The 24,357-nt window shown below is 71.5% G+C and carries 29 protein-coding genes; 8 read left to right on the top strand and 21 right to left on the bottom strand.

Annotated elements, in window-relative coordinates:
- The first annotated feature begins 32 nt into the window (after positions 1-32).
- Entirely contained in the window at positions 33-287 is a 255-nt protein-coding gene (locus tag H9I49_RS24670) for an aconitase family protein (protein WP_370587714.1), read from the top strand.
- Positions 288-750: 463 nt separating this feature from the next.
- On the opposite strand, the gene H9I49_RS23055 is transcribed toward H9I49_RS24670, so the two are convergent.
- The 4 genes from H9I49_RS23055 to H9I49_RS23040 form a co-directional block, all read right to left on the bottom strand.
- Complete coding sequence (locus H9I49_RS23055; RefSeq protein WP_188032741.1) at positions 751-960, bottom strand: dodecin; 210 nt, start codon at positions 958-960, stop codon at positions 751-753.
- 96 nt (positions 961-1,056) lie between these two features.
- Complete coding sequence (locus H9I49_RS23050; RefSeq protein WP_255524226.1) at positions 1,057-1,491, bottom strand: SRPBCC domain-containing protein; 435 nt, start codon at positions 1,489-1,491, stop codon at positions 1,057-1,059.
- 68 nt (positions 1,492-1,559) lie between these two features.
- Complete coding sequence (locus H9I49_RS23045) at positions 1,560-1,892, bottom strand: metalloregulator ArsR/SmtB family transcription factor (protein WP_188032739.1); 333 nt, start codon at positions 1,890-1,892, stop codon at positions 1,560-1,562.
- Entirely contained in the window at positions 1,889-2,353 is a 465-nt protein-coding gene (locus tag H9I49_RS23040) for an SRPBCC domain-containing protein (RefSeq protein ID WP_188032738.1), read from the bottom strand. The genes H9I49_RS23045 and H9I49_RS23040 overlap by 4 nt, the downstream gene beginning before the upstream one ends.
- Before the next feature lie 174 nt (positions 2,354-2,527).
- Between H9I49_RS23040 and H9I49_RS23035 the strand changes: the two genes are divergently transcribed.
- On the top strand, positions 2,528-2,767 hold the full coding sequence (locus H9I49_RS23035; RefSeq protein WP_188032737.1) for a hypothetical protein: 240 nt from the start codon (positions 2,528-2,530) through the stop codon (positions 2,765-2,767).
- Positions 2,768-2,804: 37 nt separating this feature from the next.
- Here H9I49_RS23035 and H9I49_RS23030 read toward each other — a convergent pair whose 3' ends face one another.
- The 5 genes from H9I49_RS23030 to H9I49_RS23010 all read right to left on the bottom strand — a co-directional run bounded on the left by H9I49_RS23030 (position 2,805) and on the right by H9I49_RS23010 (position 7,412).
- Positions 2,805-3,251 (bottom strand): SRPBCC family protein, encoded by a 447-nt coding sequence (locus H9I49_RS23030; RefSeq protein WP_188032736.1) that lies wholly within the window; start codon positions 3,249-3,251, stop codon positions 2,805-2,807.
- Complete coding sequence (locus H9I49_RS23025; protein ID WP_370587713.1) at positions 3,248-4,846, bottom strand: phytoene desaturase family protein; 1,599 nt, start codon at positions 4,844-4,846, stop codon at positions 3,248-3,250. The genes H9I49_RS23030 and H9I49_RS23025 overlap by 4 nt, the downstream gene beginning before the upstream one ends.
- A 94-nt stretch (positions 4,847-4,940) precedes the next feature.
- The gene (locus H9I49_RS23020; RefSeq protein WP_188032735.1) at positions 4,941-5,261 is read right to left on the bottom strand and encodes an ANTAR domain-containing protein; all 321 of its coding nucleotides are present in this window, start codon (positions 5,259-5,261) and stop codon (positions 4,941-4,943) included.
- Positions 5,262-5,680: 419 nt separating this feature from the next.
- Entirely contained in the window at positions 5,681-6,577 is an 897-nt protein-coding gene (locus tag H9I49_RS23015) for an NAD(P)H-hydrate dehydratase (RefSeq protein ID WP_188032734.1), read from the bottom strand.
- Between the two features lies 1 nt (position 6,578).
- Positions 6,579-7,412, bottom strand: a complete 834-nt coding sequence (locus H9I49_RS23010; RefSeq protein WP_370587712.1) for a histidine phosphatase family protein — start codon at positions 7,410-7,412, stop codon at positions 6,579-6,581.
- A gap of 211 nt (positions 7,413-7,623) precedes the next feature.
- On the opposite strand from H9I49_RS23010, the gene H9I49_RS23005 reads away from it, so the two are divergent.
- On the top strand, positions 7,624-7,869 hold the full coding sequence (locus H9I49_RS23005) for a hypothetical protein (RefSeq protein ID WP_188032733.1): 246 nt from the start codon (positions 7,624-7,626) through the stop codon (positions 7,867-7,869).
- Between the two features lie 113 nt (positions 7,870-7,982).
- Complete coding sequence (locus H9I49_RS23000; RefSeq protein ID WP_188032732.1) at positions 7,983-8,399, top strand: CBS domain-containing protein; 417 nt, start codon at positions 7,983-7,985, stop codon at positions 8,397-8,399.
- Positions 8,400-8,484: 85 nt separating this feature from the next.
- Here the strand turns inward: H9I49_RS23000 and H9I49_RS22995 are convergent, their stop codons facing one another.
- The 4 genes from H9I49_RS22995 to H9I49_RS22980 form a co-directional block, all read right to left on the bottom strand.
- Positions 8,485-9,003, bottom strand: coding sequence for a DUF4383 domain-containing protein (locus H9I49_RS22995; protein WP_370587711.1), 519 nt, complete (start codon positions 9,001-9,003; stop codon positions 8,485-8,487).
- A gap of 98 nt (positions 9,004-9,101) precedes the next feature.
- Positions 9,102-9,719 carry a DUF3618 domain-containing protein gene (locus H9I49_RS22990; protein WP_188032731.1) on the bottom strand — a complete coding sequence of 206 codons (618 nt, stop codon included), beginning with the start codon at positions 9,717-9,719 and terminating at the stop codon, positions 9,102-9,104.
- Positions 9,716-10,294 (bottom strand): phage holin family protein, encoded by a 579-nt coding sequence (locus tag H9I49_RS24665; protein ID WP_370587710.1) that lies wholly within the window; start codon positions 10,292-10,294, stop codon positions 9,716-9,718. Before H9I49_RS24665 ends, H9I49_RS22990 begins: the two co-directional genes overlap by 4 nt.
- Positions 10,294-11,109 (bottom strand): hypothetical protein, encoded by an 816-nt coding sequence (locus tag H9I49_RS22980; RefSeq protein ID WP_188032730.1) that lies wholly within the window; start codon positions 11,107-11,109, stop codon positions 10,294-10,296. The genes H9I49_RS24665 and H9I49_RS22980 overlap by 1 nt, the downstream gene beginning before the upstream one ends.
- A gap of 224 nt (positions 11,110-11,333) precedes the next feature.
- Here H9I49_RS22980 and H9I49_RS22975 point away from each other — a divergent pair, with 224 nt between their 5' ends.
- Both H9I49_RS22975 and H9I49_RS22970 read left to right on the top strand, forming a co-directional pair.
- On the top strand, positions 11,334-12,128 hold the full coding sequence (locus H9I49_RS22975; protein WP_188032729.1) for an SDR family oxidoreductase: 795 nt from the start codon (positions 11,334-11,336) through the stop codon (positions 12,126-12,128).
- A 108-nt stretch (positions 12,129-12,236) separates the two neighbouring features.
- Positions 12,237-12,734: a hemerythrin domain-containing protein gene (locus H9I49_RS22970; RefSeq protein WP_188032728.1), complete on the top strand. Its 498-nt coding sequence runs from the start codon at positions 12,237-12,239 to the stop codon at positions 12,732-12,734.
- Between the two features lie 56 nt (positions 12,735-12,790).
- Here H9I49_RS22970 and H9I49_RS22965 read toward each other — a convergent pair whose 3' ends face one another.
- From H9I49_RS22965 to H9I49_RS22950, 4 genes are all read right to left on the bottom strand, one after another.
- On the bottom strand, positions 12,791-13,273 hold the full coding sequence (locus H9I49_RS22965) for a hypothetical protein (RefSeq protein ID WP_188032727.1): 483 nt from the start codon (positions 13,271-13,273) through the stop codon (positions 12,791-12,793).
- Positions 13,270-15,684 (bottom strand): nitrate reductase, encoded by a 2,415-nt coding sequence (locus H9I49_RS22960; protein ID WP_188032726.1) that lies wholly within the window; start codon positions 15,682-15,684, stop codon positions 13,270-13,272. The genes H9I49_RS22965 and H9I49_RS22960 overlap by 4 nt, the downstream gene beginning before the upstream one ends.
- Positions 15,685-15,762: 78 nt before the next feature.
- On the bottom strand, positions 15,763-16,212 hold the full coding sequence (locus H9I49_RS22955) for a hemerythrin domain-containing protein (protein WP_188032725.1): 450 nt from the start codon (positions 16,210-16,212) through the stop codon (positions 15,763-15,765).
- Positions 16,213-16,334: 122 nt separating this feature from the next.
- Complete coding sequence (locus H9I49_RS22950; RefSeq protein WP_188032724.1) at positions 16,335-16,973, bottom strand: hypothetical protein; 639 nt, start codon at positions 16,971-16,973, stop codon at positions 16,335-16,337.
- Between the two features lie 120 nt (positions 16,974-17,093).
- On the opposite strand from H9I49_RS22950, the gene H9I49_RS22945 reads away from it, so the two are divergent.
- Positions 17,094-17,291, top strand: a complete 198-nt coding sequence (locus H9I49_RS22945; RefSeq protein WP_188032723.1) for a hypothetical protein — start codon at positions 17,094-17,096, stop codon at positions 17,289-17,291.
- A gap of 185 nt (positions 17,292-17,476) precedes the next feature.
- Positions 17,477-18,220: a GAF and ANTAR domain-containing protein gene (locus H9I49_RS22940; protein ID WP_188032722.1), complete on the top strand. Its 744-nt coding sequence runs from the start codon at positions 17,477-17,479 to the stop codon at positions 18,218-18,220.
- 87 nt (positions 18,221-18,307) lie between these two features.
- Here H9I49_RS22940 and H9I49_RS22935 read toward each other — a convergent pair whose 3' ends face one another.
- The 4 genes from H9I49_RS22935 to H9I49_RS22920 all read right to left on the bottom strand — a co-directional run bounded on the left by H9I49_RS22935 (position 18,308) and on the right by H9I49_RS22920 (position 24,276).
- The gene (locus H9I49_RS22935; RefSeq protein ID WP_223129138.1) at positions 18,308-20,317 is read right to left on the bottom strand and encodes a DUF2264 domain-containing protein; all 2,010 of its coding nucleotides are present in this window, start codon (positions 20,315-20,317) and stop codon (positions 18,308-18,310) included.
- Positions 20,314-22,224: a heparinase II/III family protein gene (locus H9I49_RS24660; protein ID WP_188032721.1), complete on the bottom strand. Its 1,911-nt coding sequence runs from the start codon at positions 22,222-22,224 to the stop codon at positions 20,314-20,316. The genes H9I49_RS22935 and H9I49_RS24660 overlap by 4 nt, the downstream gene beginning before the upstream one ends.
- Before the next feature lie 109 nt (positions 22,225-22,333).
- Complete coding sequence (locus H9I49_RS22925; RefSeq protein WP_188032720.1) at positions 22,334-23,437, bottom strand: substrate-binding domain-containing protein; 1,104 nt, start codon at positions 23,435-23,437, stop codon at positions 22,334-22,336.
- A 71-nt stretch (positions 23,438-23,508) separates the two neighbouring features.
- Positions 23,509-24,276, bottom strand: coding sequence for a sugar phosphate isomerase/epimerase (locus H9I49_RS22920; protein WP_188032719.1), 768 nt, complete (start codon positions 24,274-24,276; stop codon positions 23,509-23,511).
- Between the last annotated feature and the right edge of the window lie 81 nt (positions 24,277-24,357).

Raw genomic sequence — 24,357 nt, 5'->3', positions numbered from 1 at the left:
CGCACGGCCGTCGCACCCAGGCTCGTCCCGATGTGCTCGAGCATCACCCGCGCCGCGCCGTCGCTGTCGCCGCCATCACGTCGTGCACCAGCACGTCCAACCCGGCCGTGATGGTCACGGCGGGGCTGCTGGCCCGCAACGCCATCCGCGCCGGCCTGCGCAGCAAGCCCTGGGTCAAGACCACCCTCAGCCCGGGCTCTCGCGTCGACATGGACTACTGCCGGCGGGCAGGCCTCGTCGACGACCGCGGCACGCTGGGTTCCACCTCGCCGGCTTCGGTTGCATGACCTGCATCGCGCATCGGGGCACTTGTGCCGGAGGTGTCGGCCGCCATCGCCGGGCACGGGCTGACCGTAGCGTCCGTCCTGTCCGGCAACGCGCAACTTCGAGGGCCGCATCCAGCCCGAGGTGGCCATGAACGACCTCGCCTCCCCGCACCCGGTCCTCGCGCACGCCCTTGCGGAACAGCCCTCGCAGGACGACATGACACCGCCGTGCCGGATGTAGTCGGCCTCGCGAGGTGTGTCCAGCCGAAGCCGCGCGGTGAAGGGACGACCGTCGGCCGTGACGGTGACGGTGGGAGGGACTTCGCCGTCGTTGAGCTGATCGAGTCCGGTGACGTCGTTGAGCTCCTCACCCGTGGGAGCGAGCTCGACCGGAGCCTCGGTCGTTGATCGACGCACGGACGCACGTGTGCCGTATGCCGTCCGGGGCGCCGGACGGCATACGGCGGGAATGCTCGTGGTGCGGTCAGTCCTCGAGGCGGAAGCCGAGCTTGACGGTGACCTGCCAGTGGGCGACCGCTCCGTCGGCGAGCTGCCCGCGGATGCTCCCGACCTCGAACCAGTCGAGGTTGCGCACGGTCGTGCCGGCCTTCGCGACCGCGTTGCCGACGGCGTCCTCGATACTCTCGGGCGACGAGCCGACGACCTCGGAGATGGCATAGACGTGGTTGGCCATGATCCCTCGCTTCGCATGGAGCCACCCGGTTCGTCCGAGTCGCGTGCACTCACGCTAGACCCGCATCGCCCGCGCCCGTCAAGGCACGCGCGGCGCTCAGTGCCAGTTGCTGATCTTCACGTCGCGCGGCGCCGGAGCGCCTGTGCCGGTCTCGACGAACGACTTGAGGCTCAGCAGGAACGTCGCCCACTTGGTGCTGCAGTGGTGCATGAACTCGACCGGCTCTCGCCACCCCTGATGGGCGAACATCACGATCGTCCAGTCGTCGTCGGTGTGCAGGTCCCAGCCGATCCGGGTCCCGATCCACTCCTCCGGGCCGTCGACGACCTCCCAGAGCACGCGCTCGCCCGGCTCGGCCTCCAGGACCCGCATGTCGAAACCCCCGGGCTCGTCGGTGCCCAGGTCGAAACGGAACTCGAGCAGTCCGCCCGGTGCGCCCTTGCCGCGCGTGTCCTTCGTCCACCAGGCCGCGAGGCCCTCGGTCGTCGTCAGCGCCTCATACACCGCATCCTTCGAGGCTGTGGTCCCCATACGGTGCAGGATGTCCACCATCGTCCTCTCCCTCCTCCCTCCCCGCCGCGGTCGCGGCCGGGACGTGGTCACGTGTTCTTGTGGATGGCTTCGGCGATCTGCTTGATGCGCCGCAGGCGGGCGTCCCACGCGTGGCCGACCGCGTTGAGCTGGGCCACGGCGCGGGCGAGCTGGGCCTCGTCGACGTGGTAACGCTTCTCGCGGCCGGCCGCAGCCGCCCGTACGAGGCCGACGCGATCGAGGGCGACGAGGTGCTTGGCCACGGCCTGGCGGGTCACCGGGAGGTGCTCGCTGAGCGAGGTGGCGGTGGCCTCACCCGTCGCCAGCAGCAGGTCGAGCATCCGACGCCGGGTGGGGTCGCCGATCGCCGACCACAGCTCGTCGTCGACGGCGACGTTCATCGCGCCGAGACCAGCCCGACGGCCGTCGCCGCGATGCGAGGCACGAAGGTGTCCCAGCCGACCACGTGCTGGTGGTACTGCTGCTCGAGCTTCGCGATCTCCCACCCCTGCTCGCGGAAGCCGGTCTCCGTCAGACGCAGCAGCGTGCCCGCACCGACGGGAACCAGCTCGAAGGTCACGAGCAGCGAGTTGCCGTCGACCGCCTGTTCGCCGGCGGGGTGCGTCCAGCGGAACGTGAGGACGCGCGGCGGCTCGGCGGCCACGACGGTCATCGACACGACGTTGGCGCGCGGGTTGTCGCCGTCGGCCCACACCAGCTCCCCCGTGGCGCCGGCCACGGGTTGGACGTCGGACTCGGCGTACCACCAGTCGCGGACGTGCTCCGGCTGGCTGATCACCTCGAACACCACCTCGGGCGGGGCGTCGACGTGGATCTCACGCTCGATGCTGGCGTACTCCATGGCGTCTCCTCGATATAGCAACCTTCGGTTGCACATCAAGGTAGCGGCTCCAGCCGCAAAGCGCAACCATGGGTTGCACAGCGCCTCGTCCATCGGTGCGGCACCGCCTCCGGAGCCGGGCCACGAGGCACCGCGGTGCCCTACGGTGTCAGCACCGTCCGAGGAGGAGCTCTCGTGCCACGACCTGTCATCACGGCCCTGACCATCCTCTTCGGCGTCGTCCTCGGCGCCGCTGCCGGCCTGGGCTTCGGCTACATGGCGATCCAGTTCGTCATGACGGTGCCCGGCCGCTCGGGAGGCATGGAGGATCTCGCACTCGCGGTCCTCATCGGCTACGGCACCCCGCTCGTGGGCGCCGTCGTCGGCGGCGTGCTCGCGGCACGCTCGACACGTGACCGAGGCGGCCACGCCTGACACGTGCCCCTCTGCGACGGGGCCGACGCGAGGTGGTTCAGACGGCGTGGGTCCCGGCTCGCTCGACGAGGATCGCCAAGCGTGCCAAGGCCTCCCGGTTCCGCCGGTCGAGCGCGAGGCTGCGCACCGGTCGGGGCACCAGCAGCGCCGGACCCCTCGCCGCGTCCTCCTCCATCGTCACCTCGGTGTCCGCGCCGTCGGGGCGGCAGGTGATCCGCACGACACCCTCGCCGGACGGCCACGCGCGCACGGTCAGCTCGAGCAGCGTCGGGCGCTCCGACCGCCGCACGGTCGTGGTGTCGTCGATGAGCAGCGGCCAGGCACCCACGGAGTGGTGGATCTCGGCGCCCTCTGCCGGCCAGCCTTCGGAGACTTCTCGGATGCGAGAGGCTCCGACCACCCACTGGCTGTAGCTCCACCCGTTGGCGAGCACGTCGAAGACAGCCTCGGGTGAGCCGTGGATGATGCGGGTGGTCGTACTCATGAGCGCCTCCATGGGAGTCGGGTCCTGTTGTGCCACAACGCGGCTCGGGCGGCATTGGCACCGCACGCCCCGTGCACCCCGCCTCCCGGGTGCGCCGAGGCGGACGCCAGGTAGAGGTCCCTGACGGGTGTCTCGGGCCGCCCGGAGCCGGCGACGGGCCGGAAGACGAGCTGCTGGTGCAGGCCGGCCGTGCCGCCGTTGATCGCACCTCCGACGAGGTTGCGGTCGAGCGCCTCGAGCTGGTGCGGACCGAGGATGCGCCGGGCGGTGATGCAGTCTCGGAACCCGGGAGCCCGCTCCTCGATGCGCGCCTCGACGCGCTCGGCCATCGCCTCGAGGTCGGCCTCGTCCCACCTGCCGCCCACCTCGCCCACCCCGGGGCGCCCGGACGCTGCGTCACCTCGCACTCGTTGCGGCACATGGGTGTACGCCCACAGCGCCTCATGGCCATCGGGCACCCGGGAGGGGTCGGCCGCCCCCATCTGGCCGACCAGGAGGAACGGGCGGTCCGGCACGAGACCAGCGGCCACCTGTCCGGCGCTGAGCGTCATCTCGTCCAGCGAGTCCGCGATGTGCACGGTCCCGGGGGCCGTCTGCGGCGCACCCGCCCACGGGACGGGTGTGTCGAGGGCCCAGTCGACCTTGAACGTCGATGGGTCCCACTCGAAGCCGCCCATCCGGTGCCGCAGCCGAGCAGGCAGGTCCTCCCACGACACGAGGCCGCCGTACAACGCGGGCGCAGAGACGTCGGCCAACACGGCGCGCCTCGCCCTCAGCTCGCGCGTGGCTGACCGCACGGCGACCGCGCGGCCGCGCTCGACGCGTACGCCCAGGGCTCGCTCGCCGAGGCAGACCTGTCCGCCGCGCGCCTCGAGGCGCCGGACCATCGCGCCCGAGAAGCAGCCCGCGCCGCCACGCGGCACCGGGAACCCCACCGTCTGACCCAGCAGCACGAGCAGCAGCCCCATCGCACCCGATCCCGGTGCGTCGAGACCGATGTCGGCGTGGGCGGCGTTTCCCGCGACGAGCAGCCGGGCCGCCTCGCCCCGGAAGAGCCGCTCGGCCAGCGTCCGGGCGGGCATCACCAGCTCACGCAGCAGCTCCAGTCCGCCGGGACGGAGCACGTGCCGCGCGAGGCCCGCCCCGCCCCGTACGGGTGGGAAGGGAGTGAGCAGGCACCGGATGACGTCGTCGCCGACGCGGTCCCACGTGTCGCACAGGGCGAGCCAGGCGTCGCCGTCGCCCGGCGCGTCGGCGTCGAGGGCCGCAGCTGTTACGTTTCGCTCGCGGTGCAGCACGCCCCACCGTCCGTCGGGGAACGAGTGGCCCACCACGGCTGGGGCCTGCACCCACTCGAGGCCGTGGTCCTCGAGGTGAAGGCCACGGATGGTCGGCGAGCCGGCCGCCAAGGGGTAGAACGAGCTGAACGTGTCGTGGACGTGCCCGACGGCCACGGAGTCATCGCTCCACACGGCCCCACCGGGCCGCTCCTGCTCCTCGAGCACGACCACCGACCACCCCGCATCGACGAGCAGGTTGGCAGCCACGAGCCCGTTGGGCCCGCTGCCGATGACCACGGCATCCGTCGTCGTCACGATTTCCTCTCCCGTTCGTGCTGCTGCCCTACCCGATCGAGCGTTCGTCAGAACGGCGCGACGCCTGAGGGTCGGCAGCACGGGGACGACGTGGTCACTCTCGGCCCGGTTCGGCCCGGTCGGAGGCGGTGGGACACTCGGGTCCCCGGTCGTCGTCCGGCAGACGGCCGGTGAGCCGGAGCTCTTCGGCCAGGTCCCGCAGCTTCACGTTGCCGTTCTGCGACAGACGACGCAGGTAGGTGAACGCCGACTCCGCCGTGAGCCCATGGCGTTCCATGAGGATGCCCACCGCCTGCCCGATCTCCTGACGGGTGACCATGGCCAGCTCGAGCTGTTCGACCTTCCGCGCAGTCGCGATGGTGGCGGCGGCATGGGCGGCGAAGGCCGTCGCGAGCTCGACGGCCCGTTCGGGCATCGGTTCGGCATCGTCGGAGCAGGGTGAGCACGCCGATCGTCCTGCCCTCCCAGACCAGCCGGACGGCGAGCGCCGCCGTCAGCCCCAGGCTGGCGGCCCGAGGGCTCACCTCGGGCCAGCGGACACGGTGCTCGAGCTCATCGCGGTCGAGCGCGACGACCGGGACGCGACCGTTCACGGCGTCGACGGCCGGGCCTTCGGCCAGCGCGCTGGATCTCGTCGAGGCGCCGAGCCAGGGGCCCCGTCGCAGCGAGGGTGCGCGGGACTCCGCCTCGCTCGACGAGGCTGATCGACACGTGCCGCACGCCCGGCACGGCCTTCGTGCTGGCCACCAGGACCGCCTCGACGGCGGCCACCGGGATGCCGGCGTCGGGGCAGGGGGATACCGGCCAGGTGCTCACCCAGGCCGCCAGGTGGCGTCACGAGGAGGAGTCACCGCGGCCCTCGACCCGGGCGAGCTCCCGCGGGATCGCTCGCAGCACGTCACGAGCCAGGAAGCCGGGCGCCTCGCGGCCGAGCCGCTCACCGGCACTCGCGTGCGCCCACGCGGCCCACGCCGCCGCCTGCTCGGGAAGCGCTCCCCGGGCGACGAGCCCGGCGACGGCGCCGGCCTTCACGTCACCGGAACCGGCCGTGGCCAACCCGGCGTGGCCGGCCTCGTGAGACCACGACTGGTCGCCCGGCGTCACGACGTACGACACCACTCCGCCGCTCAGCACGACGGCATCCGTCGCGTCCGCGAGCCGTCGCGTGGCCCCGAGCTGGTCACGCTCCACCTCCTCCTCCGGCTGGTTCAGCATCGACGCCGTCTCCGCGACGTTCGGCGTCAGCAGCACACGCCCCACGAGGTGGCGCACGCCGTCGGGGTGGTCGGTCAGGTAGGCGGTCCCCAACGCATCGATCACCACGGAGGTGTCGAGCCGTGGGACGATCTGCGCGAGGAGAAGGCTCGCGCACTGAGGGCTGCTGAGTCCCGGACCGATGAGCACGACGTCGACCTCGCCCGCCATCTCCACGACGCGGTCGGCGCCCCCGAGCGCCAGCTCGCCGTTGCGCAGGACCGGCAGTCCCTCCACGAGGGCCTCGGGCAGGGCCACCGCCAGGGCGGCCGCCGTGTCGGTCGCGGTCGCGACCTGCACCTTGCCCGCGCCGACGCGTAAGGCCGACTCGGCGGCGAGCAGGACCGCTCCGGGTGTCTGTCGGGCCCCGCCGACCACGAGCACCGTGCCGCGGGCGGACTTGTCACCGTCGTCGGACGGCAAGGGCCAGGAGCGGAGCAGGTCCGGGTCGATGAGGGCCGGGGCGTCTCGCGGCACGTCAGCCCTCCCTCTCCTCAGCGGCCCGGCTGACGGGTCGGCCCACGGGCTGCGAGCGCTCCACCCGGTCGGCGCCGGCAGCGTCCGGCTCGGCCGGTTCCTCGTGGGTCTCTTCCACCTCGGAGGTCTCGAGGTGCGTCGTGTCGGCGAAGGAGACGAGCTCGAGCGCGCCGCCCTCGCGGCGTACGTAGCGCGTGATGGAACAGTTGCCGAGCGGTTCGTCGCGGTCCACGTCGAGGAGGCGGCGCTCGTCGAGACCCTCGAGGACGAGCCGGAAGCTCATGATGACCGCCTGGTGCGTGAACACCCACACCCTCCGGTCGGCATGGAGCGCAGCGAGGTCGAGCAGCACCTGGCGCACCCGTAGCGCGACGTCGGTCCAGCTCTCGCCGCCCGGAGGCCGGTAGTAGAACTTGCCGAGCCGGGAGCGCCGTTCGGCCTCCTCGGGATGGTGCTCACGGATACCGACGCCCGTCAGTCCGTCGAAGATCCCGAGGTCACGCTCGCGCAGCCGCTCGTCGAGGGTGGGCTCGAGGTCGATCGCTTCCGCGACGATCCGGGCGGTCTGCGCAGCCCTCGTGTACGGCGAGCTGAGAACGACCTGGGGCCGCTGCTGCTCGTCGACGCCGGCCACGTGGCGGGCGAGGACGTCCGCCTGGTGCTCTCCCCGTTGCGACAACGGCGTGTCCGGGTCCCGTGTGTCGAGGTCGAGCCGCCCCGCGCCACGCCGGCGCGCGTCCGCGTCGGCGAGGTTGCCGACGCTCTCGCCGTGCCGCACCAGGACGAGCTCCTCCACGTGCGCGCGGACAGGCCTGCTGCTCGGTTCGATCGACACCCGGTCTCCTTCGTTCGGCCGACAGGAGGCTGATACCCAGCGTGGCTGCCGACGCAACACCCGACGCACCTGTCGACCGCGACTCCCGACGCAGACCCGACGTCACATGGCCGGGGCAGCGCGGCGTCGGTGCCCACGGTTTCGGCGGTGCGGCTGCGGGTATCTCCGACCCAGGAGCAGATTCTGCTCCGCGACCGAAGGAGGGGCACTCATGGGCGTGTGCACCATGTGTGGCAACGACTACGACCGGAGCTTCACGATCACCCGGGGAGACCGGTCCGGCACGTACGACAGCCTCGAGTGTGCCGTCACCGACTGGGCACCCGCGTGCGGCCACTGCGGTTGCCGGGTCCTCGGCCACGGGGTCGACGTGGAGGGCACGGTCTTCTGCTGCTCGCACTGCGCGAAGGCGGCCGGGGGCGGCCGGCACAGTGACCGGGCACGCGCCCGCTCCTGACCGACGGCGATGTCCCCGCCGCCCGGCCCATCTGGTGATGGCGTCACCCGGCGTCTCAGCGGCCGGTCGACGGGTAGTCGTAGAGCACCGAACGTCCGAAGGAGGGACACAGCATGAAGGTACGAGACGCAATGACCGCCGGAGCGGAGTGCGTGGGCGAGAACGAGACCCTTGTCGACGCGGCACGCAAGATGGCAGACCTCGACGTCGGATCGCTGCCGATCTGCGGTGAGGACAACCGGCTCAAGGGGATGGTCAGTGACCGAGACATCGTCGTGAAGGTCCTGGCTCGCGGTGACGACCCGAACACCGTGACCGCCGGCCAGCTCGGCGAGGGAAAGCCCGTCACGATCGGCGCCGACGACAGTCTCGAGGAAGCCCTGCGGACGATGAGCGAGTACCGCGTGCGCCGGCTGCCCGTCATCGACGGACACGACCTGGTCGGGATGCTCAGTCAGGCCGATCTCGCGAAGTCACTCCCGGACGAGTCCGCCGGTGACCTCATCCAGGCGCTGTCCTCCGGCTCCTGACTCAGCGACGCCCGAGGCCCCGACCGTTCGGTCGGGGCCTCGGGCGTGTGCGGCACAACCGGGTGCGCGAGCTGGTCCATGGCGCTCAACGAACGCCGCGGGCACCGCCGCGAGCACCGCCGCGCCCGGCCACGGTGTCGTCGTGACCCACTGCTTGCACGTGCTGCCGGCCCAGGACCAGACCGAGCGCGATCATGCCGAGGCCGAGCACGAGATGCAGCCAGTTGTCCGCGTTGTTGACGGGGACGATGTTGGCCGTCGACTCCTTGTCGATGACGAGGCCGTAGACCCACAGCACGACGTAGATGACGCCGGCCCAGATCAGGTAGCTCCGCGAGGTGCTCCACCTGCGCGCCGCCGCGACAGCGACCGCTCCGAACAGCAGGTGGACGATGTTGTGCAGGATCGAGACCTGGAAGATGCCGAGCAGCTTCGCGTCGGACTCGTGCCCGGCGAAGCTCAGGTCGCTGAAGTCGGACGTGACGCCGGGGATGAAACCCGCGATGCCGACGAGCAGGAAGACGATGCCGACGGCGAGGGCAGCACGCTGCACCCTGGTGCGCGTCAGGCCCCCGTCGGCGGCGCCGGATGTGGTGCGATCCACGTGAATGCCTTTCTCTTGCAATGTGTTCTGTGGGGTCGGGCTGAGGCCCGCAGGATGTCCTGCCGACCTCCGCCCGCCTCAGCCAGTCGGGCAGCGGGTCATCCCTGCTGCGACTGGCTCTTGACGGTGTCGGCAGACTCAGCGGCGCTGTCGCGTACGTCGCTCGCGGCCTGCTGTCCCTCCTGCTTGACGTCGTCGGCAGCCGACCTCGCGGTCTGCTTGACCGCCTCGGCGGCTTCCTGTGCCGGTTGCTTGAGGTGCTCGGCCGACTCGCTGGCCACGTCCTTGGCGACGCTCTGCGCCTCCTCGATCACCGGTTCCGCCTTGTCCTTGATGGCCTGGGAGAGCTCACGCTCCTTCTGCGATGCAGGCAGCAGCGAACCGACGAGCCAGCCGGCGCCCAGAGCGATGAGACCGGCAGCCAACGGGTTGCCCTGGGTCTTCCGCTCCACGGCGGAACCCGCCTGGGACGCGGCGTCGCCCACACCGTGGGCCATGCCCGAGGCACGGTCGCCGGCGTCCGACGCCGTCCCCATGACACGGTCGCGCAGCGCGGACGCGCGACCCTTGACCTTGTCGGCCTGCCGGTGCGCGATGTGTCCCGGGCTGACGGACTCACCCAGGGCGTTGACGTCCCGGCTCAGCTCCTCACGCGTACGTTCGATGTCTGCCCGGATGGCATCCGGGTCGTTCGTGGTCGGGTAGTTCGTGGTCATCGGGCTTCCTCGTTTCCCTTGAGCGCGTCGGGCACCCGCTTGGCGGTCTCCGTCGTACGCGGCAGTCCCTGGATCTGTTGTGTCGTGCGTCGGCCCATCGCTGCGAGGACCGCGGCGACGATCCCCCAGACGGCCATGACGATGACGGCGGCCCAACCCCGGCTGTCCAGCGCGCTGGACAGCCACTCCCACACGGCGAGTGAGAGGAAGAGCAGCGTCATCCATCCGGCGAGGGCCGCGGCGCCGAACTGGCCCGCGGCCTTCCCGGCCCGCGTCGCCGACTCGCGGACCTCGGCCTTCGCCAGCTCGACCTCCTGCCGCAGCAGCGTGGTCAGCCCCTGGCTGATGTCACCGACCAGCTCACCTATGGAGGCGTGCTCGGCCTTCTCGTGCGAGCTCTCCTGGGTGGACCGGGGCGGGGCGTATGCCGCGTCGTCGGCGTACGCCCTCGGCGCGCTGGAGGTGGTCGTGACCGTGGGATCGGCGGCGGCATACGCGCCGGACGACCCGGCGCCCATGGCTGTGGGCGGTCCCAGCGCGTCTCGGCCGGTGTCGCCCTCGGGCACGGTGCTCATCAGCGCACCCCGCCGCGGCCTTCGGTGAACGTCTCGTCGAGCGGGTCGGACGTCACGCCGCCGGTCATCGAGGTCACCGCGTGCGTGTCGCTGTCGCGGACCCCGACCGTGTACGGCTCGCTGCGCACCGGCGAGGTCGACGGAGCGACTGGCGCCGGCACGGTGGCATCCACACCGCTCGGCGGGTAGCCAGCGGTGCGGGTGCCGTCCACCGATCCCGCACTGCTCGAGCCGCTGTCGGCGGTGAGCCCACGGGTCATCCGGCCCCCGACGAGGCCAAGGGCTGCGGCGCCGAGGAGGAAGGCGCCGGGTCGGCGACGAGCCAGCGACCGGAGCTCCTCGAGCATGTCTCCGGGCTGCCGGTTCTCGAGCCAGTCGGCGAAGGATCCCGCGCGGTCGGCTGCCTGCTGGGCCGCCTCACCGGCGAGTCCCTGCTGCTGCGTGCTTGAAGCCATCTCGCGCAGCTCGCTGGCGAGGGAGCGCAGTCCGGTGGCGGCCCGCTGACCCTGCGACGACGCCTGGCCGTCCAGCTCGGTGCGGAGCTGCTCGAAGAGCTGACGCAGCTGCGTGCTCGCCTCGGAGGCGACGTCCTTGACGCCGGAGGCCGCGGTCTGGGCCACCTGACGCCCGCTGTCCTTGGCATCGGAGGCCACCGACTTCGCCTCGGCGCCGACGCTGGTTCCGGCCCCCTCCGTCATGCCCTGGGACTGGGGCGTCGTGCCAGTGGGGGAAGCACCGCCGGTGGCGGTGTAGGTGGCCGTCGGGCCGGCGGTGAGGTCGTCGGGCACGGTTGTCTCATACGGTCGTTCGGTCATGGGCTGATGTCCCTTTCGTGGGCGCTCGCCCGGGTCTGGCCCCTGTCTCGAGCCGCCGGGGCGAGCTTGTCCTGCGAGTCATGGATACCCACCGCGCACCCTGCCGAACCCACCCGCGTCCGGGCGGGTGGAGCGGGGTGCAAACGGGTACGTCACACGGCTGCACGGTCGTCGGGAACGGGTAGGAACCAGACACATCGACCACCCGACGAAGGAGACCAACCATGAGCGGAACGCTCCCCCGCATCGCCGTCGTCACCGGCGCCGACTCCGGTATCGGCCGCGCCACCGCCTTGCTGCTGGCCACGGAGGGCTTCGACATCGGGCTCACCGTGCACCAGGACGACGAGGGCGCGCGGCGCACCGCGCGCGACGTCGTCGAGCGCGGGCAGCGTTGCGCCGTCGAGCCGTTCGACGCAGCCTCGTCGGCGGCAGGCGAGACGGTCGACCGCCTCGCCGACGAGCTGGGCGGCATCGGCGTCCTCGTGAACGTCGCCGGGACGGGCCACTCGACGGCGGCGCTAGACCTCGACCTCGCCACGTGGAACGAGGTCCTTGCGACGGACCTCACCGGCCCGTTCCTCTGTGCCCGCCACGCCGCACGACGCATGGTCGCTGCGGGACGCGGCGGGCGCATCGTCAACGTGACGAGCGTCCACGAGCACGTGCCCCGGCTCGGCTCGGCCGCGTACTGCGCGGCGAAGGCCGGCCTAGGCATGCTGACGAAGGTGCTGGCCCTGGAGCTCGCCGAGCACGGCATCACGGTCAACGCCGTCGCCCCGGGCGAGATCGCCACGGAGATGACCGGCCAGGACGAGGAGAACGCATACCGAACGTCACGGCCCGGCAACCCGCTCGGCCGGCCAGGACACGTCAACGAGGTGGCGTCGGTCGTCGGCTTCCTCGCCTCGCCGCGCGCGGCCTACGTCACCGGCTCGTCGTATGCCGTCGACGGCGGGCTCATGCTGATGAGCGCCCACGGCCACGACGACGCGGACCCGGGCTGGCGCCGGTTGTGACGCCTGCGCTCACGGTGTCACCGGGGCGCGTGGTGGGTACGGAGGAGCGGACGTCGTCCTGCCGGACGACACGTTCACCGTTCGCTGTCGTGATGGAAGAGGAGCGCCATGTCGAAGGATGCCATCGTCCTGCTCAAGGAAGACCACCAGGAGGTGCGCAGGCAGTTCCGCGCCTTCCGCAGGCCGGACCAGACACCGGTGCAGAAGCAGACCGTCGTCGACACGATCCTCGAGCTGCTCACCGTGCACACCTACATCGAGAACGAGGTCATGTACCCCCGGGTCCGCGAGCTGCTGCCGGGCCTGGAGGACGACGTGCTCGAGTCCTACGAGGAGCACCACGTCGCCGACGGCCTCTGCGTCGAGCTGGCGGCCATGGACGCGACCGACGAGCGCTTCGACGCAAAGACCACGGTGCTCATCGAGAACGTCGAGCACCACATGGAGGAAGAGGAGCAGGACTGGTTCCCCAAGGTCCGCGCGGGCCTCGGCCGGAAGCAGCTGCAGGACCTCGGTGAGGAGCTGCTCGAGGCGAAGCGGCGCGCCCCGCGCCGGCCCGAGCAGCCGAGCGCCATGAAGAAGGCCATCGACGCGGTCATCTCCTGACGTCGCGTCCGGACGAAGGCCCGGCTCCCCGTGCGAGGGTCGGGCCTTCGTCGCGCTCACACGACGAGTGCCTGCGTCGAGACCTCCTTGAGCTTGGCGTTGGCCCACGTGGCCTGCCGCTTCGTCTCCGCCTGGCACCGCGTGGCCAGCTCGAGCAGCTCGTCGTGCACGATGGCCTGTGCTGCCTGGCCGACCATCTCCCAGTCGGTGAGCACGCCGGAGGCACGCAGGTACACGTCTCGCAGGTCGCGGACCAGGACGAGCTCGGTCGCCGAGGACCGGCCCATCCTCTGGGAGACCCAGCGGCGTGCCTGGTCCACCGGCGAGGGCGTGTCGTCAGGCGCAGGGTCGAGCTGTTCGCCGAACGATCCCGCGACGGCGGCGATCTCGCGCACGTGCCGGACGGACCAGTCCGCGAGGTCGCGGCCGAGGTGGAAGACCTCGTGGTCGGCGCGGTGCTGGTCGGCGACCCGCAGGAGCGTGCGGGCGAGCTCGTTCTCGTCGTGGTGCAGGCCCTTGAGCACCGTCCCGATCTTCATCGCGGACCTCCTTCGGTCGAGGCGGCCGAGACGGGCGCCTGCGCCGTCGTGCGTGGGACCGGTGCGGGTGAGCCGTCACCGTCCGCAACCTTGCGCACCGAGCACGCGGCCGTCTTGAAGATCGGCTGCTTCGAGGCCGGGTCCCAGTCGGTGGCGGTGAGCTCGTTCGCGGCCCGACCGTGGTCACCCGGGCGCCAGCCCTCCGCCGTGTCCCAGTAGCCGTAGTGGAACGGCAGGAACACGACCCCGGGCCGTATGTCGCTGACCCGCACGCGCGCCTGCACCTCCCCCCGCCGGGTGCGCACCTCCGCGAGGTCCCCCTCGCGGAGGCCGTGGGTGGCCGCGTCGTGCGCAGACACCTCGACCCACACCTCGGGCGCGGCAGCCTGCAGCTCGGGTGCCCGAGCGGTCCTCGTGCGGGTGTGGAAGTGGTAGACGGTCCGGCCCGTGATGAGCTGGAGCGGGTGCGCCTCGTCGGGCAGCTCGTGCGCCGGCCGGTAGTCGGCCGCCTTGATCACGGCGCGGCCGTACGGGTTGAGCGCGCGGTACTCCTGCTCCTCGACCGGCGCTCCCGTCTCGAGGTCGCGGCCGTAGCTCTCACAGTCGTCGGGTGACGCCCAGAAGGCACCACCGGCGTACAGTCGCTCGGTCCCGTCCGGCGCCTCGTCCGTGCACGGCCACTGGACGCCGCTGCCGTCGCGCAGCATGTCGTAGCTGAGCCCGCTGTGGTCACACGGTCGTCCGCGACTGCACTCGCGCCAGGCGTCGAACGCGTCCTCCGGCGTCGACCACTTGACGAGCGGCTGACCGTCCTTGTCCTGCAATCCCATTCGGCGAGCGAAATCGACGAGGATCTCGAGGTCGGAGCGTGCCTCGCCGGGAGGGTCCACCGCCTTCTCGGACAGGTGCACGGTGCGGTCGGCGTTGGTGAAGGTGCCGGTCTTCTCCCCCCACGCCGCGGCGGGGAGCACGACGTCTGCGAGCTGGGCGGTCTCGGTGAGGAAGATGTCCTGGACGACGAGGAAGAGCCGGTCCTGCGACAGGATGGAGCGCATGCGGGCGAGCTCCGGCATGGAGACCGCCGGGTTAGTGCCGGACACCCAGAGGAACCGGATCGAGCCGTCCTCGACGTAGCGCATGATCTGCATCGCGTGCGTCGGCGGCGTCGCGTGCGGGATCTGCTTGGGCTCGATGTTCCAGACGCGAGCGAGGTCGGCGACGTGGGCCTGGTTGCTCCAGTTGCGGAAGCCGGCCAGGTCGCCGTCGGCGCCGCACTCTCGGGTGTTCTGTGCGGTCGGCTGACCGTTCATCTGGAGGATCCCACAGCCTGGCCGGCCGATCATGCCGCGGAGCAGGTGCAGGTTGTTGACCTGGACGGCGGCGGCCGTCGCCTGGTGCGACTGGTAGAAACCCTGGAGCACGGTCGACAGGAGCGCCTCCGCCTCTCCCACGAGGCCGGCGGCGGCGCGGATGTCGGCCGCAGGTACGTCGCAGACGGTGCTGACGACGTCCGGAGAGTACCGGCTGACCGTCTTCTCCAGGTCGTCGTAGCCCACGGTGTGCGCGCCCACCCACTGCTCGTCGACCTGGCCGCGGGCGATCACCTCGTGGAGGAGCGCGTTCATGAGGGCGACGTTGGTGCCAGGGCGTGGCGCCAGGTGCACGGTCGCCGCCTTGGCCACGGGCGTCGGACGCGGGTCGACGCAGAGGATGGCGGGCGGGTCGTCGCCGGCGATGCGGTCGAGGATGCGCATCCAGAGCACCGTCTGGGTCTCGGCGACGTTGTGGCCGAAGAGCGCGATGACGTCGGCGTGGTCGATGTCCGTGTAGGAGCCCGGCTGCCCGTCGCTGCCGAACGACTCCTTGAGGGCCTCGGCGGCCGTGGCCGTGCAGAGCCTCGTGTTGCCGTCGACGTGGCTCGTCCGGATGCCGCCGTGCGCGACCAGCGCGAGCGTGTAGTACTCCTCGAGGAAGAGCTGACCCGTCGTGTAGAAGCCGACCGCGCTGGGACCCTGCTCGTCGAGCAGCTCTCGCGTACGGCGTACGACGGCGTCCATCGCCTCGTCCCAGGAGCACTCGACGAGCCGGCCGTCCCGGCGCACGAGCGGTCTGGTCAGCCGGTCGGGCGACTGGATCGCCTGCCATCCGAAGAGATCCTTGGGCCCGAGCCGCCCGTGGTTGACGCGGTCGTCCTGCCGCCCGCGGACCCCGACGATCCGGCCGTCGCGGACGGCGATGTCGAACGCGTCGCCGTTGGAGTGCAGGGTGGAGGCCGTCTGCACCCAGCGGTCCACGTCCTCCTCCCGGATGCCCGCCGCCAGGTGCTGGTCGACGCGGTCGGGCCAGCGTCCACCCCTCGCGTACGGCGTTCGGTCTCCCCAGACGTCGGTGATGCGGTCATCGATGCTCACTGGTGTCCTCCTCGTCGAGCAGGGCCGTCGGCGAGCGGCTCAATGGTCGGACCGGGCCTCCCGGCCGTCAGCGCCCCCTTACCCGCGCAGGTCGGCGAGGGCGCGCTCCTTGGCGGCGGTGAACTGCTCACCGAGGTCGCTCAGCTGCTGGTTGCTCGCCGCCTTCGCGAAGGCCGGCAGGATCTGCTGCTCCTCCTCCTCGACGTGGTGGCGCACCTCGCCGATCATCGCCGCGATCAGCCCGTCCACGCCGGGCGCATCCGGCTCGGAAGACCGCAGCTGCTCGAGGGTCGCCTCCACGTGGTGGTGCTCCTCGAGACCGTCGGCGACGTCCTCGCTCTCGTCGGGCACGGTGGCCTTGATGGCCGGGTAGACGACCTCCTCCTCGGCCTTCGAGTGCGGCAGGAGCATCTCCGTGACCTGCTCGAGCAGGTCACGGATCTGGTCGGGCTCGGCGGACTCCAACTTCTTGAAGACGGCCTCGAGCTTCGCGTGGTCGTCCTTGATGAGCGTGATGACACCAGACATGGTCAGCCTCTCCCTTTGCGATACCGATGCGCGAGCCACCACGGTCGACCGACCGCGGCAGCTCGCCTTCACGGTTCAAGTACCCAGTCTCCGTTCGACCGTCACGTCGGGGACGCTGCGCGTCACGGCCCTACGGAGTCGACGACCTCGCCCAACGGCATACGGTGCACGTGCGCCGATCCGGGCAGCCCGGGCACGAGACCGAGCAACACGCGGAAGCGGGTGGCTCCGGGCGCGGACAGGCCGAAGGACCATTGGCCCTGATCGGCGTGGTGCTCCTCGTCCGTCAGGGACAGCCTGCCGGGGTCGACGTCGGGATAGGCATGGCCCACAGCGGCGACCGCCGCGTCGAGCGCATCGGGGCGCGCGAGCGCCACTGGTGGCGCCGGCGCGAACTGAGCGACCATGCGGGAGAACGCGCTTCGCATCACCGGCGTCAGGTCCGGCACCGATCCGCCTGCCGCAGGTGGAGCGCCGACGGCGATGAGCACCGACAGGTGCGCCTGCCCGACTCCCCCGCGGTCACCGCGGTGCGTCCGCGACACGTCGACGACCCAGGACGGCGCGCCGCCCGCCAGCTCGAGGACCGGCTCGAGGCACTCGAGATACGGCACCTCGTCGAACCCACCGTCGGCCGCCGCTGCGGCCGCAGGTGCGAGGTCGGCCAGGTAGACGTCGTGGGGCACGTCGTCGAGCGAGCGGGCACCGGCGACGACGACCCGCAACCCGTCGACCAGGCCCTTGCGCAGCGCGGTGATCATGAGGCCACACTTCTCCACTCGAGCCGTCGCGGCAACGAGAACCCCCGGCGGACGTGATCGCCGCCCCGGAGCGGTTACTAGGTGAGGGTCGGCAGCGTCCGGCAGGCCAAGGAGGCAGACATGACGAACCAACCGGGCTTTCCCGTCGCCCCTGGCGCCGGGCTGGCAGCCATGGCCATGAGCCAAGGAGACGACCCGGAGCTTCCCTCCGACGAGGAGTCGCCCACCGCAGACTGGCCCGCCCAGGAGGACGAGGACAACGGCGTCCCGGTCGGGGGCGGCCGATGCGGAGGAGGACCGTCGCCGGGCAGCCGATGATGCCGAGCCGAACGAGTGAGTCCAGCGGCCGCCGTCCTCGACGTTGGCTCGTGCAGTGGCAGGGGTAGGTACACATGAGGTCTGCGACCGCCGACCTCGACCACGGTGCTCCCCTTCGGAGTAGCCCGATACCGATCTTCCGAGTGCTCGCGACGAGAAGCCGGAAGAAGTTTCTGAGGCCCACGATGAATGACAAGACGATCGAGTCGGACGTCGCCGGCCACCTGCGCCACGTCGCAGAGGACTTCGAGCGGCTCGGCGAGCAGCTCAGCAGCTCACCGCAGCCCAACCCCTTCTACGCCGTGACGCGTCTGGCGGTCGAGCGCGTGCGCGCGGCCGCCGGGGCGAGCGTCACGACCCTGAAGCAGGGCCGGTTCGTCACCGCCGGGGCCACGGACGACGTGGTCCGGCGGGCGGACGCCATCCAGTACGAGCTCGGCTCGGGACCGTGCATCGACGCCATCGTCGATCAGACGCTCTACCAGCCGAAGGACCTCGGCGCTGACGACCGCTGGCCCGAGTACGGGAGACGTGTCGTGGCCGAGCTGGGGATGCGCAGCATGCTCTCCTACCGGATGAACCTCGAGTCCACCGGCACCATCGCGGGGATGAACATCTACGCGCGGGACGTGGACGCCTTCGACGACCGCGACGTCGCTGAGGGTCTGCTCCTGACCACGCACGCCGCCCAGGCGGTCACCGCGGTTCATCTACGCGAACAGGCGAAGCACCTGGAACGGGCGCTCGAGTCGAACCGCGACATCGGCGCGGCCATCGGGGTGCTGATGGCGCAGCACAAGCTCACGAGGGACCAGGCGTTCGACCTGCTCCGCATCGCGAGCCAGAACACCAACCGGAAGCTGCACGACGTCGCGTTGGACGTCGTCGACACCGGCGTCGTGGACGTCACGCCGCACGGGCGCAGCTGAGCAGTCTCGAAACTCCGCGCCGGCGAGCCCGGCCCTGTGACGGCAGAGCCGAGAACCGCAGCCTCAGACACCAGCCCTGAGGCTGCCTCACGCGCGCCGGGTCGGCGAGGGGAGCGACAGGTCGGTCAGGGTGCCGTCACGCCACGCGATGCGCACGACGTGCGCGACCGGTCCCGGGGACACGTCAACGATCCTCGGAAGATCATCTGCCGGCACCGGGTCCGCCCCGGATCCACAGAGGGTCACCGCGACCACGTGCACGCCGCCTTCGCCGGACACGAGCCGCCTCGACAGGACCGGGACGACCGTGAGGTCGGCCAGGGGGCTGGCGCCTCGCGCCTCCCGCACGCTGCCGGACCAACGATCGGGCTCCGAGAGCGGGACCACCTGCGACAGAAGGGAGTCCGAGCGCACGTGGACAGCGTCGCCATCGATGTACAGCCTGTCCTGCAGCCCACCGGCGAGCGGCCACCCGCTGACCTCGAGCGTCAGCTCGCGTTCTTCCGGCGTGTCGCGGTCGGCGGCCTCCACGCGCACGGCGCGCACCTCGATCGCACCGTGCAGCGCGGACGCGGTCGTGATCCAGGGCCCGAGGGTCACGGCACCTGACCGGCCGGAGCCGTGGTCCGCAGACGCGTCGGCCGATGTGTCGACCCAGTGGGCGCGTGCCCGAGACGCACCGATGGCGACACCGTCGCTCAGCGACGTCCCCAGCGCGATGAAACCGTTGCGGTGGCTCAGGTTCCCGGCAGCATCGAGGAGCCCGACCGAGTTGTCCCACGGCGAGTCGAGCGTGGCCCCCACCAGAGGCGGGATCGTGGCCGTCGAGTATCCGAGACGGGCATACAGGGGTGAGTCGGTGCGGTCGTCCCCCGGTGTCGAGTGATCGGTCCCGTGGTTGACGACGCGCACGATGCCGTCGGCACGGGTGCCGCTGACCAGCCAGCCCGGAGCGGCGACGACGCGGCTCGTGTCTGCGCGCTCGAGCGGGAGCGGCTGTTCGGCGGCGGTCCAGACCGGGTGCGTGTCCGGAAGGGACAGACCGTAGAAGCCTTTGGCCGCCCAGTACGGCGAACCGAAGCCGGAGTAGTCCTGTGCCATCCCGGGCCACTCGTGCCAGAGCCCCAGGCTCAGCAGCCCGCGCTCGTCGGGTGCGCCGTGCGAGGCGAAGTGCCCGAGCATGCCGGAGCACGCGCGGCGGATCAGCCCGGGGTCGAGGTCGCTCTCCCCGGTCGCTGCTCCCACCCACAGCGGGGCCGCCGCCGCGAAGCGGTAGATGAGGCTGCGGCCCTGCAGCAGCGGTGCGCCGTCCGCGCCGACGAGCGCCACGGCGTCGTCGAGGAAGCGGCGCAGCCGGGCGGCGTACTCCCGCCGTCGCCCGGCCGAGCACAGCGCCGGGCCGGCCATGTCCGCCCACACGAGGGGGTAGAAGTGCATGGCCCACCCGGCGTAGTGGTCGTACGCGCGCTCGGGACCGTCGGCGTACCAACCGTCGCCGCGGTAGAGGGACTCGTGCACGGCCAGGCCCGACTCGACGTCCTCGAGCGACCAGCGGGCACCGACCGACCGCAGGAAGGTCTCGACGACGACCTGGAACCACACCCAGTTGATCGGCGGGTACCAGCCGCCGACGACCGACTCGAGCCAGTCGACGATCGCCGCTCGCTCGGTGTGCCGCATCCTCTCCCAGATCCACGGTCCGGTCAGGTGGAGACCCAGCGCGATCGAGGCCGCCTCGACCTTGGCCTGGTCGAGCTCGTCGGGCCGCGGCCACCGCGTGCGGGACGTGGGGTCGGTCCCGGCGACCAACCCGTCGGCGTACCACTCGGCGAGCCCGTGGGGATCTGCCCCCTGCTCGCCCTTGAGGCGGAACGCGGCGAGCATGAAGCTGCGCGCGAACGCCTCGAGCGAGTCGCTGCGCTCGCCGGACCGGCTGGTGCGCCCGGGGAGGCGAAACCCGGAGCGGTCGGGCGACGCGTACGGCCTCAGGGACAGGAGCATCCGGTCGGCCGCATCGCCCCAGTGGGCCCGAGTGAGGCCGGTGATCGGCGACTGGCCGTCGAGGTCGGAGGCGTGGAGCCGGTCAGTCGAGGTCACTGTGGGTGGCTTTCGGGATGGGCGTCGACACGGAGGGCGAAGGTGCCGGCCGTCGCGGCAGGAAGGTCGATCCACAGGCGGTGCAGGAATCGTCCCCACTGCTGGCTGAGGAGCGCGTCGTCGACGGCGTCACGTTCGAGCCTGCCCGCTCCCAGCCGCGGCTCCCACCGCAGGTCGACCAGCCGGCCACCGAGCGACCGGACCGTGCACACACCCTCTGCGCGGGCCACGACCTCGCCGGCGAGGACGTGGGGCAGGTGCACCGTGGCGGCTGGTTCCAGCTCATAGTCGTCTCGGACGAGAACTGCACGCTCGGCGCGGTCGATGCCGACCTGTCGCCGCCACCTGCGGCAGCCGGTCTGCTCGGGATACGCCCCCGCGAGGTCCAGCGTGAAGGTGTCGCCGCCAGGCCCCGAGGTGACCGCGGCCCCTCGCGAGGCGTATCCGCCGCCGTGGAGCTGGGTCGTGTCGCCGATGACGGGCACCTGGTGCCAGTCCGCCCGCACCGACATCTGCTCGTAGCGCCGGGCCGAGAACGAGATGCTGGTGTAGGTCTGCTGGCCGAGGTCGACGAGGACCGGCACCGAGTCCACGGCCACGAGGTAGGAGCCGACGTCGTTGTGGTTGTGGTTCTCGTCGTTGTGGCCGCCCTTGGCGGCGACCACGAGACCGTCGGCGTCTGCCTCGCGTTCCCGCGCGACGAAGACCTCGGTCTCCGGGAGCCACACGGACGCTTTGAGCGGCATGGCATCCGGCGAGGCATCGCGCCACGCGTCGTCGAGCAGTGACCCGAGCAGGAGCGCCAGGCCGTCGGACGAGGAGACGTCCGCGGTGGAACGATCGCGCTGCGCGGCGGCGTGGGCTGCGACGTCGTCGAGCCCCGCGAGCCGCGCCCATCGGTGCAGCAGCTGCCAGGGCGGCCGACGTTCGGGACGCGCCCGGCAGTCGGCGAAGCTCACGCGCCATCCGCGGCCCAGGTCCATCCTCATGGGAAAGCGCGCGAGCTCGTCCAGCGGGGGCGAGGTGATGAGGTCGACCGCTCCCCCGCTGGCCCGGTGGAGCAGGAGCGCGCACGCCGCCAGCCGGGCTGGACCGTTCCACCAGTACCCCGCTCCTTCGTCGCAGCCTCCGTCCGAGGGCAGGGACCGCCGGTACCTGTCCAGTCCTTCGAGGCAGCGCCGCACCACGCTGCCCCGGGTGGTGGCGTCGTCGACGAGCAGCAGGGCTGCCGAGAGCACGTTCTGGTGGATCCACGGGTTCCAGTTGTGCAGGCGCCCGTCCAGGCCGAGCCAGTGCCAGTCCCTCCGCGCCACGAACGGGCCGAGGACGCGCTGTTGCACCTCCTGGCGGAGGCGCCGTCGCAGGCCAGGCAGCCGTTCGTCGAGGAGGCTGCCGAGCGCCGCGTCGGCCCAGGCGAGCAGCGCCGCGGTCTCCCCCGCACCGATGTCGAGGTAGGGGTCGCTCGGGTCAGCCACGACCTCGCCGCGCGACGCCGTGAACTCCTCGTGGGCCGCCCAGCACCAGGTTGACTGCTCGCACAGGAGGGTCAGCCCGTCCCCAGCCTCGTCCACCCACTCGGGTTCGTTGCTGACCAGCGCCATGACCACGGCGTCGGCGGTACGCGCGCAGAGGCGTCCGGCGGCATCCTCGTATGCCGTGCGGTTCCCGTCGCGCCAGTAGCGGGCGTAGGCGGTCGCCGTGGTCTGCGGCCACGGCGTCCCCGACGAGGTGCGGGCGCGACGCTCGACGGCCTGCACCGTTGCCGCGTCCCGCGCATCCCAGAAGGCGCGGTCGGTGATGCGCGGGGGGCGTAGCCGGTCGCGCGCGGCGTCCAGGACGTCGTCGGGAACGCCTGCACGCCAAGCCTCTTCGGCTGGCACCGATGTAGGGGTGGCGGGGGTGGTCACGCAGCGCTCCATCGGACGGCGGGAGGGAAAGCGTTTACCACCGTAGCGGCCATGCCGAGATCAGACAACCGCACGACCGTGGGTCACCCGTGTCCGGCGCGACGGCCGGCTAGAGGGCTTCGGCGAGCACGACGGAGGAGCGCCTGATGACCAGCTCCGGCACGACGAGCACGCGTTGCGTCGGCCGGCGCTTGCCCTCGACAAGTCGAGCGACCATCATCTCGACCGCCAGGCGACCGACCTGGTGCTTCGGCGGCCTGACGGCCGTCATCGCCGGCTGGGCCAGGTTGGCGACCTCGTCGTCGTAGGCGACGACGGCCAGGTCCTCGGGGATCCGGATGCCGACCTCCGCGCAGTACTGCTGGACGGACAGCGCGTCAGGGTCGCTGTGGATGACCAGGGCGGTGGTGCCCGACTCCCGGCAACGCCCGAGCACCCTCGCGATGATCTCGCGGTGGCCCGGCGCATCCAGGCTCACGGACTCCCGGACGACGAGGTCGCCGGGGATCCCGAGATCGGCACAAGCGGCGACCCAGCCCCGTTCGAGGTGCGCCGACGTCGGGCTGCCCTTCGACAGCACCAGACCCAGACGCCGATGGCCCTGCTGGACGAGATGGCGCACGGCCAGCTCCAGCCCGAGGGCGTGGTCGCTGCGCACCCACTCGAGCTGCCTGCTGGTGGGAATCCATCGGGGCGCCTCACGTTCGACGAGGATCGTGGGCACCGGTAGGCCACCGATCCACTCGATCAGCCCGTCGACGCGTTCGGAGCCGACGTCCGGCGCGAGCAGCAGGCCCTGGACCTGCTGCGACTCGATGAGCCGCGTGATCTGGCGCCGGTCCTCCTCAGGGTCATAGCTCGACCCGCGCAGCTGGATCTGGACACCCTGTGCCGTCGCCGCCGTGCGCGCGCCCGTGATGATCGGGGGCCAGTAGTAGTCGAGGGACGGGACGACCATGCCGATGGTGAACCGGGGCGTGGCGGACCGGCCTCGCCGAGGCTCCGGCCGCTCGGCCTCCATGGGAAGGGTCGCGCCACCATGGACCTTCGTGAGGGCGCCCCGTGCAGCCAGCGCGGAGATGTCACGACGCACCGTGAGCTCGCTGACGCCCAGCAGCTCCGCGAGCTCGCGGACGCGCACGGCACCGGCACGGCGCAGCTCGTCGAGCACTCGCTCGTGTCGCTGCGCGGCGAAGAGCCTGTCGTCGGCCATCTGACACCTCCATCGGCGACATGTTCGGTTGGGTAGCTCGGTCCACAGCATCCGGTCCCGGACGCGGCGGGCTAGGGGGCCAGGAGCCGGCGAAGCGTTCGCGCCTCGTCGACGAGCACCTCGACGGAGTCGTCGGGGACGAACTCGAGCATCACGTCACAGTCCGGGGCCGTGCCACGGATCCGGTCCAACGCCGGCGCCCAGAGGTCGTGGCGGGTGGCGAGGGCGTGCCGTTCGTGGGCCGGCCACCAGGAGAAGACATGGACCGCGCTGAGGCGCTCGGGCACGCTCTCGAGAAGCACGTCGAGCTCCGCGAGCGCCAGGGGCGCGGCCTGGCCGACGTTGGGCTGCCAGTAGGTGGTCACGACGTCCGAGGCCACCTCGTCGAGGAGACGGAGGGTCATCGCTGCCGTGTCGCTCAATGTGTCGGGATGGTGCTCGACCGCGATCTCGAGGCCCAGGTCTGCCGCCCGTCGCGCGATCGACCGCAGCGCGTGGACCACCAGGACACGCGTGTCGGCGTCGGCGTGCTCGCTGCCGAGCGCTCCGGCCCAGACGCGGGCCCGTGGTGCGCCCAGGATGCTGGCCGTCTCGAGCACGGCCTCACCGTCTTCGGCACTGGAGATGCCGGCCTTCCAGTAGGAGCCGTAGGAGGCGATCCGCAGGCCGGCGGCAGCCGAGGCCTCGCGGCACCGTCCGAGGAGCGTCGCGTCGAGGGGCGGGGCGTGGACGTCTCCTCCCCACTCGATGGACGTCAGGCGGGCGGCGACGGCCGCCCGCACCACCTCTTCGGGAGGGAGGTGGCGCAGCGTGACGGAGACCAGACCCGGCGACGGCAAAGTCGTCCTCTCGGTAAACGCATTCCAACTCTGACCGGCCAACTATTGCACACGGCCCGGGCCTGCATCTAGGGTTGGAGG

This window comes from Terrabacter sp. MAHUQ-38 (assembly GCF_014518425.1).
Lineage (GTDB): Bacteria > Actinomycetota > Actinomycetes > Actinomycetales > Dermatophilaceae > Terrabacter.
This window is presented reverse-complemented; position numbering and strand designations above follow the sequence as displayed.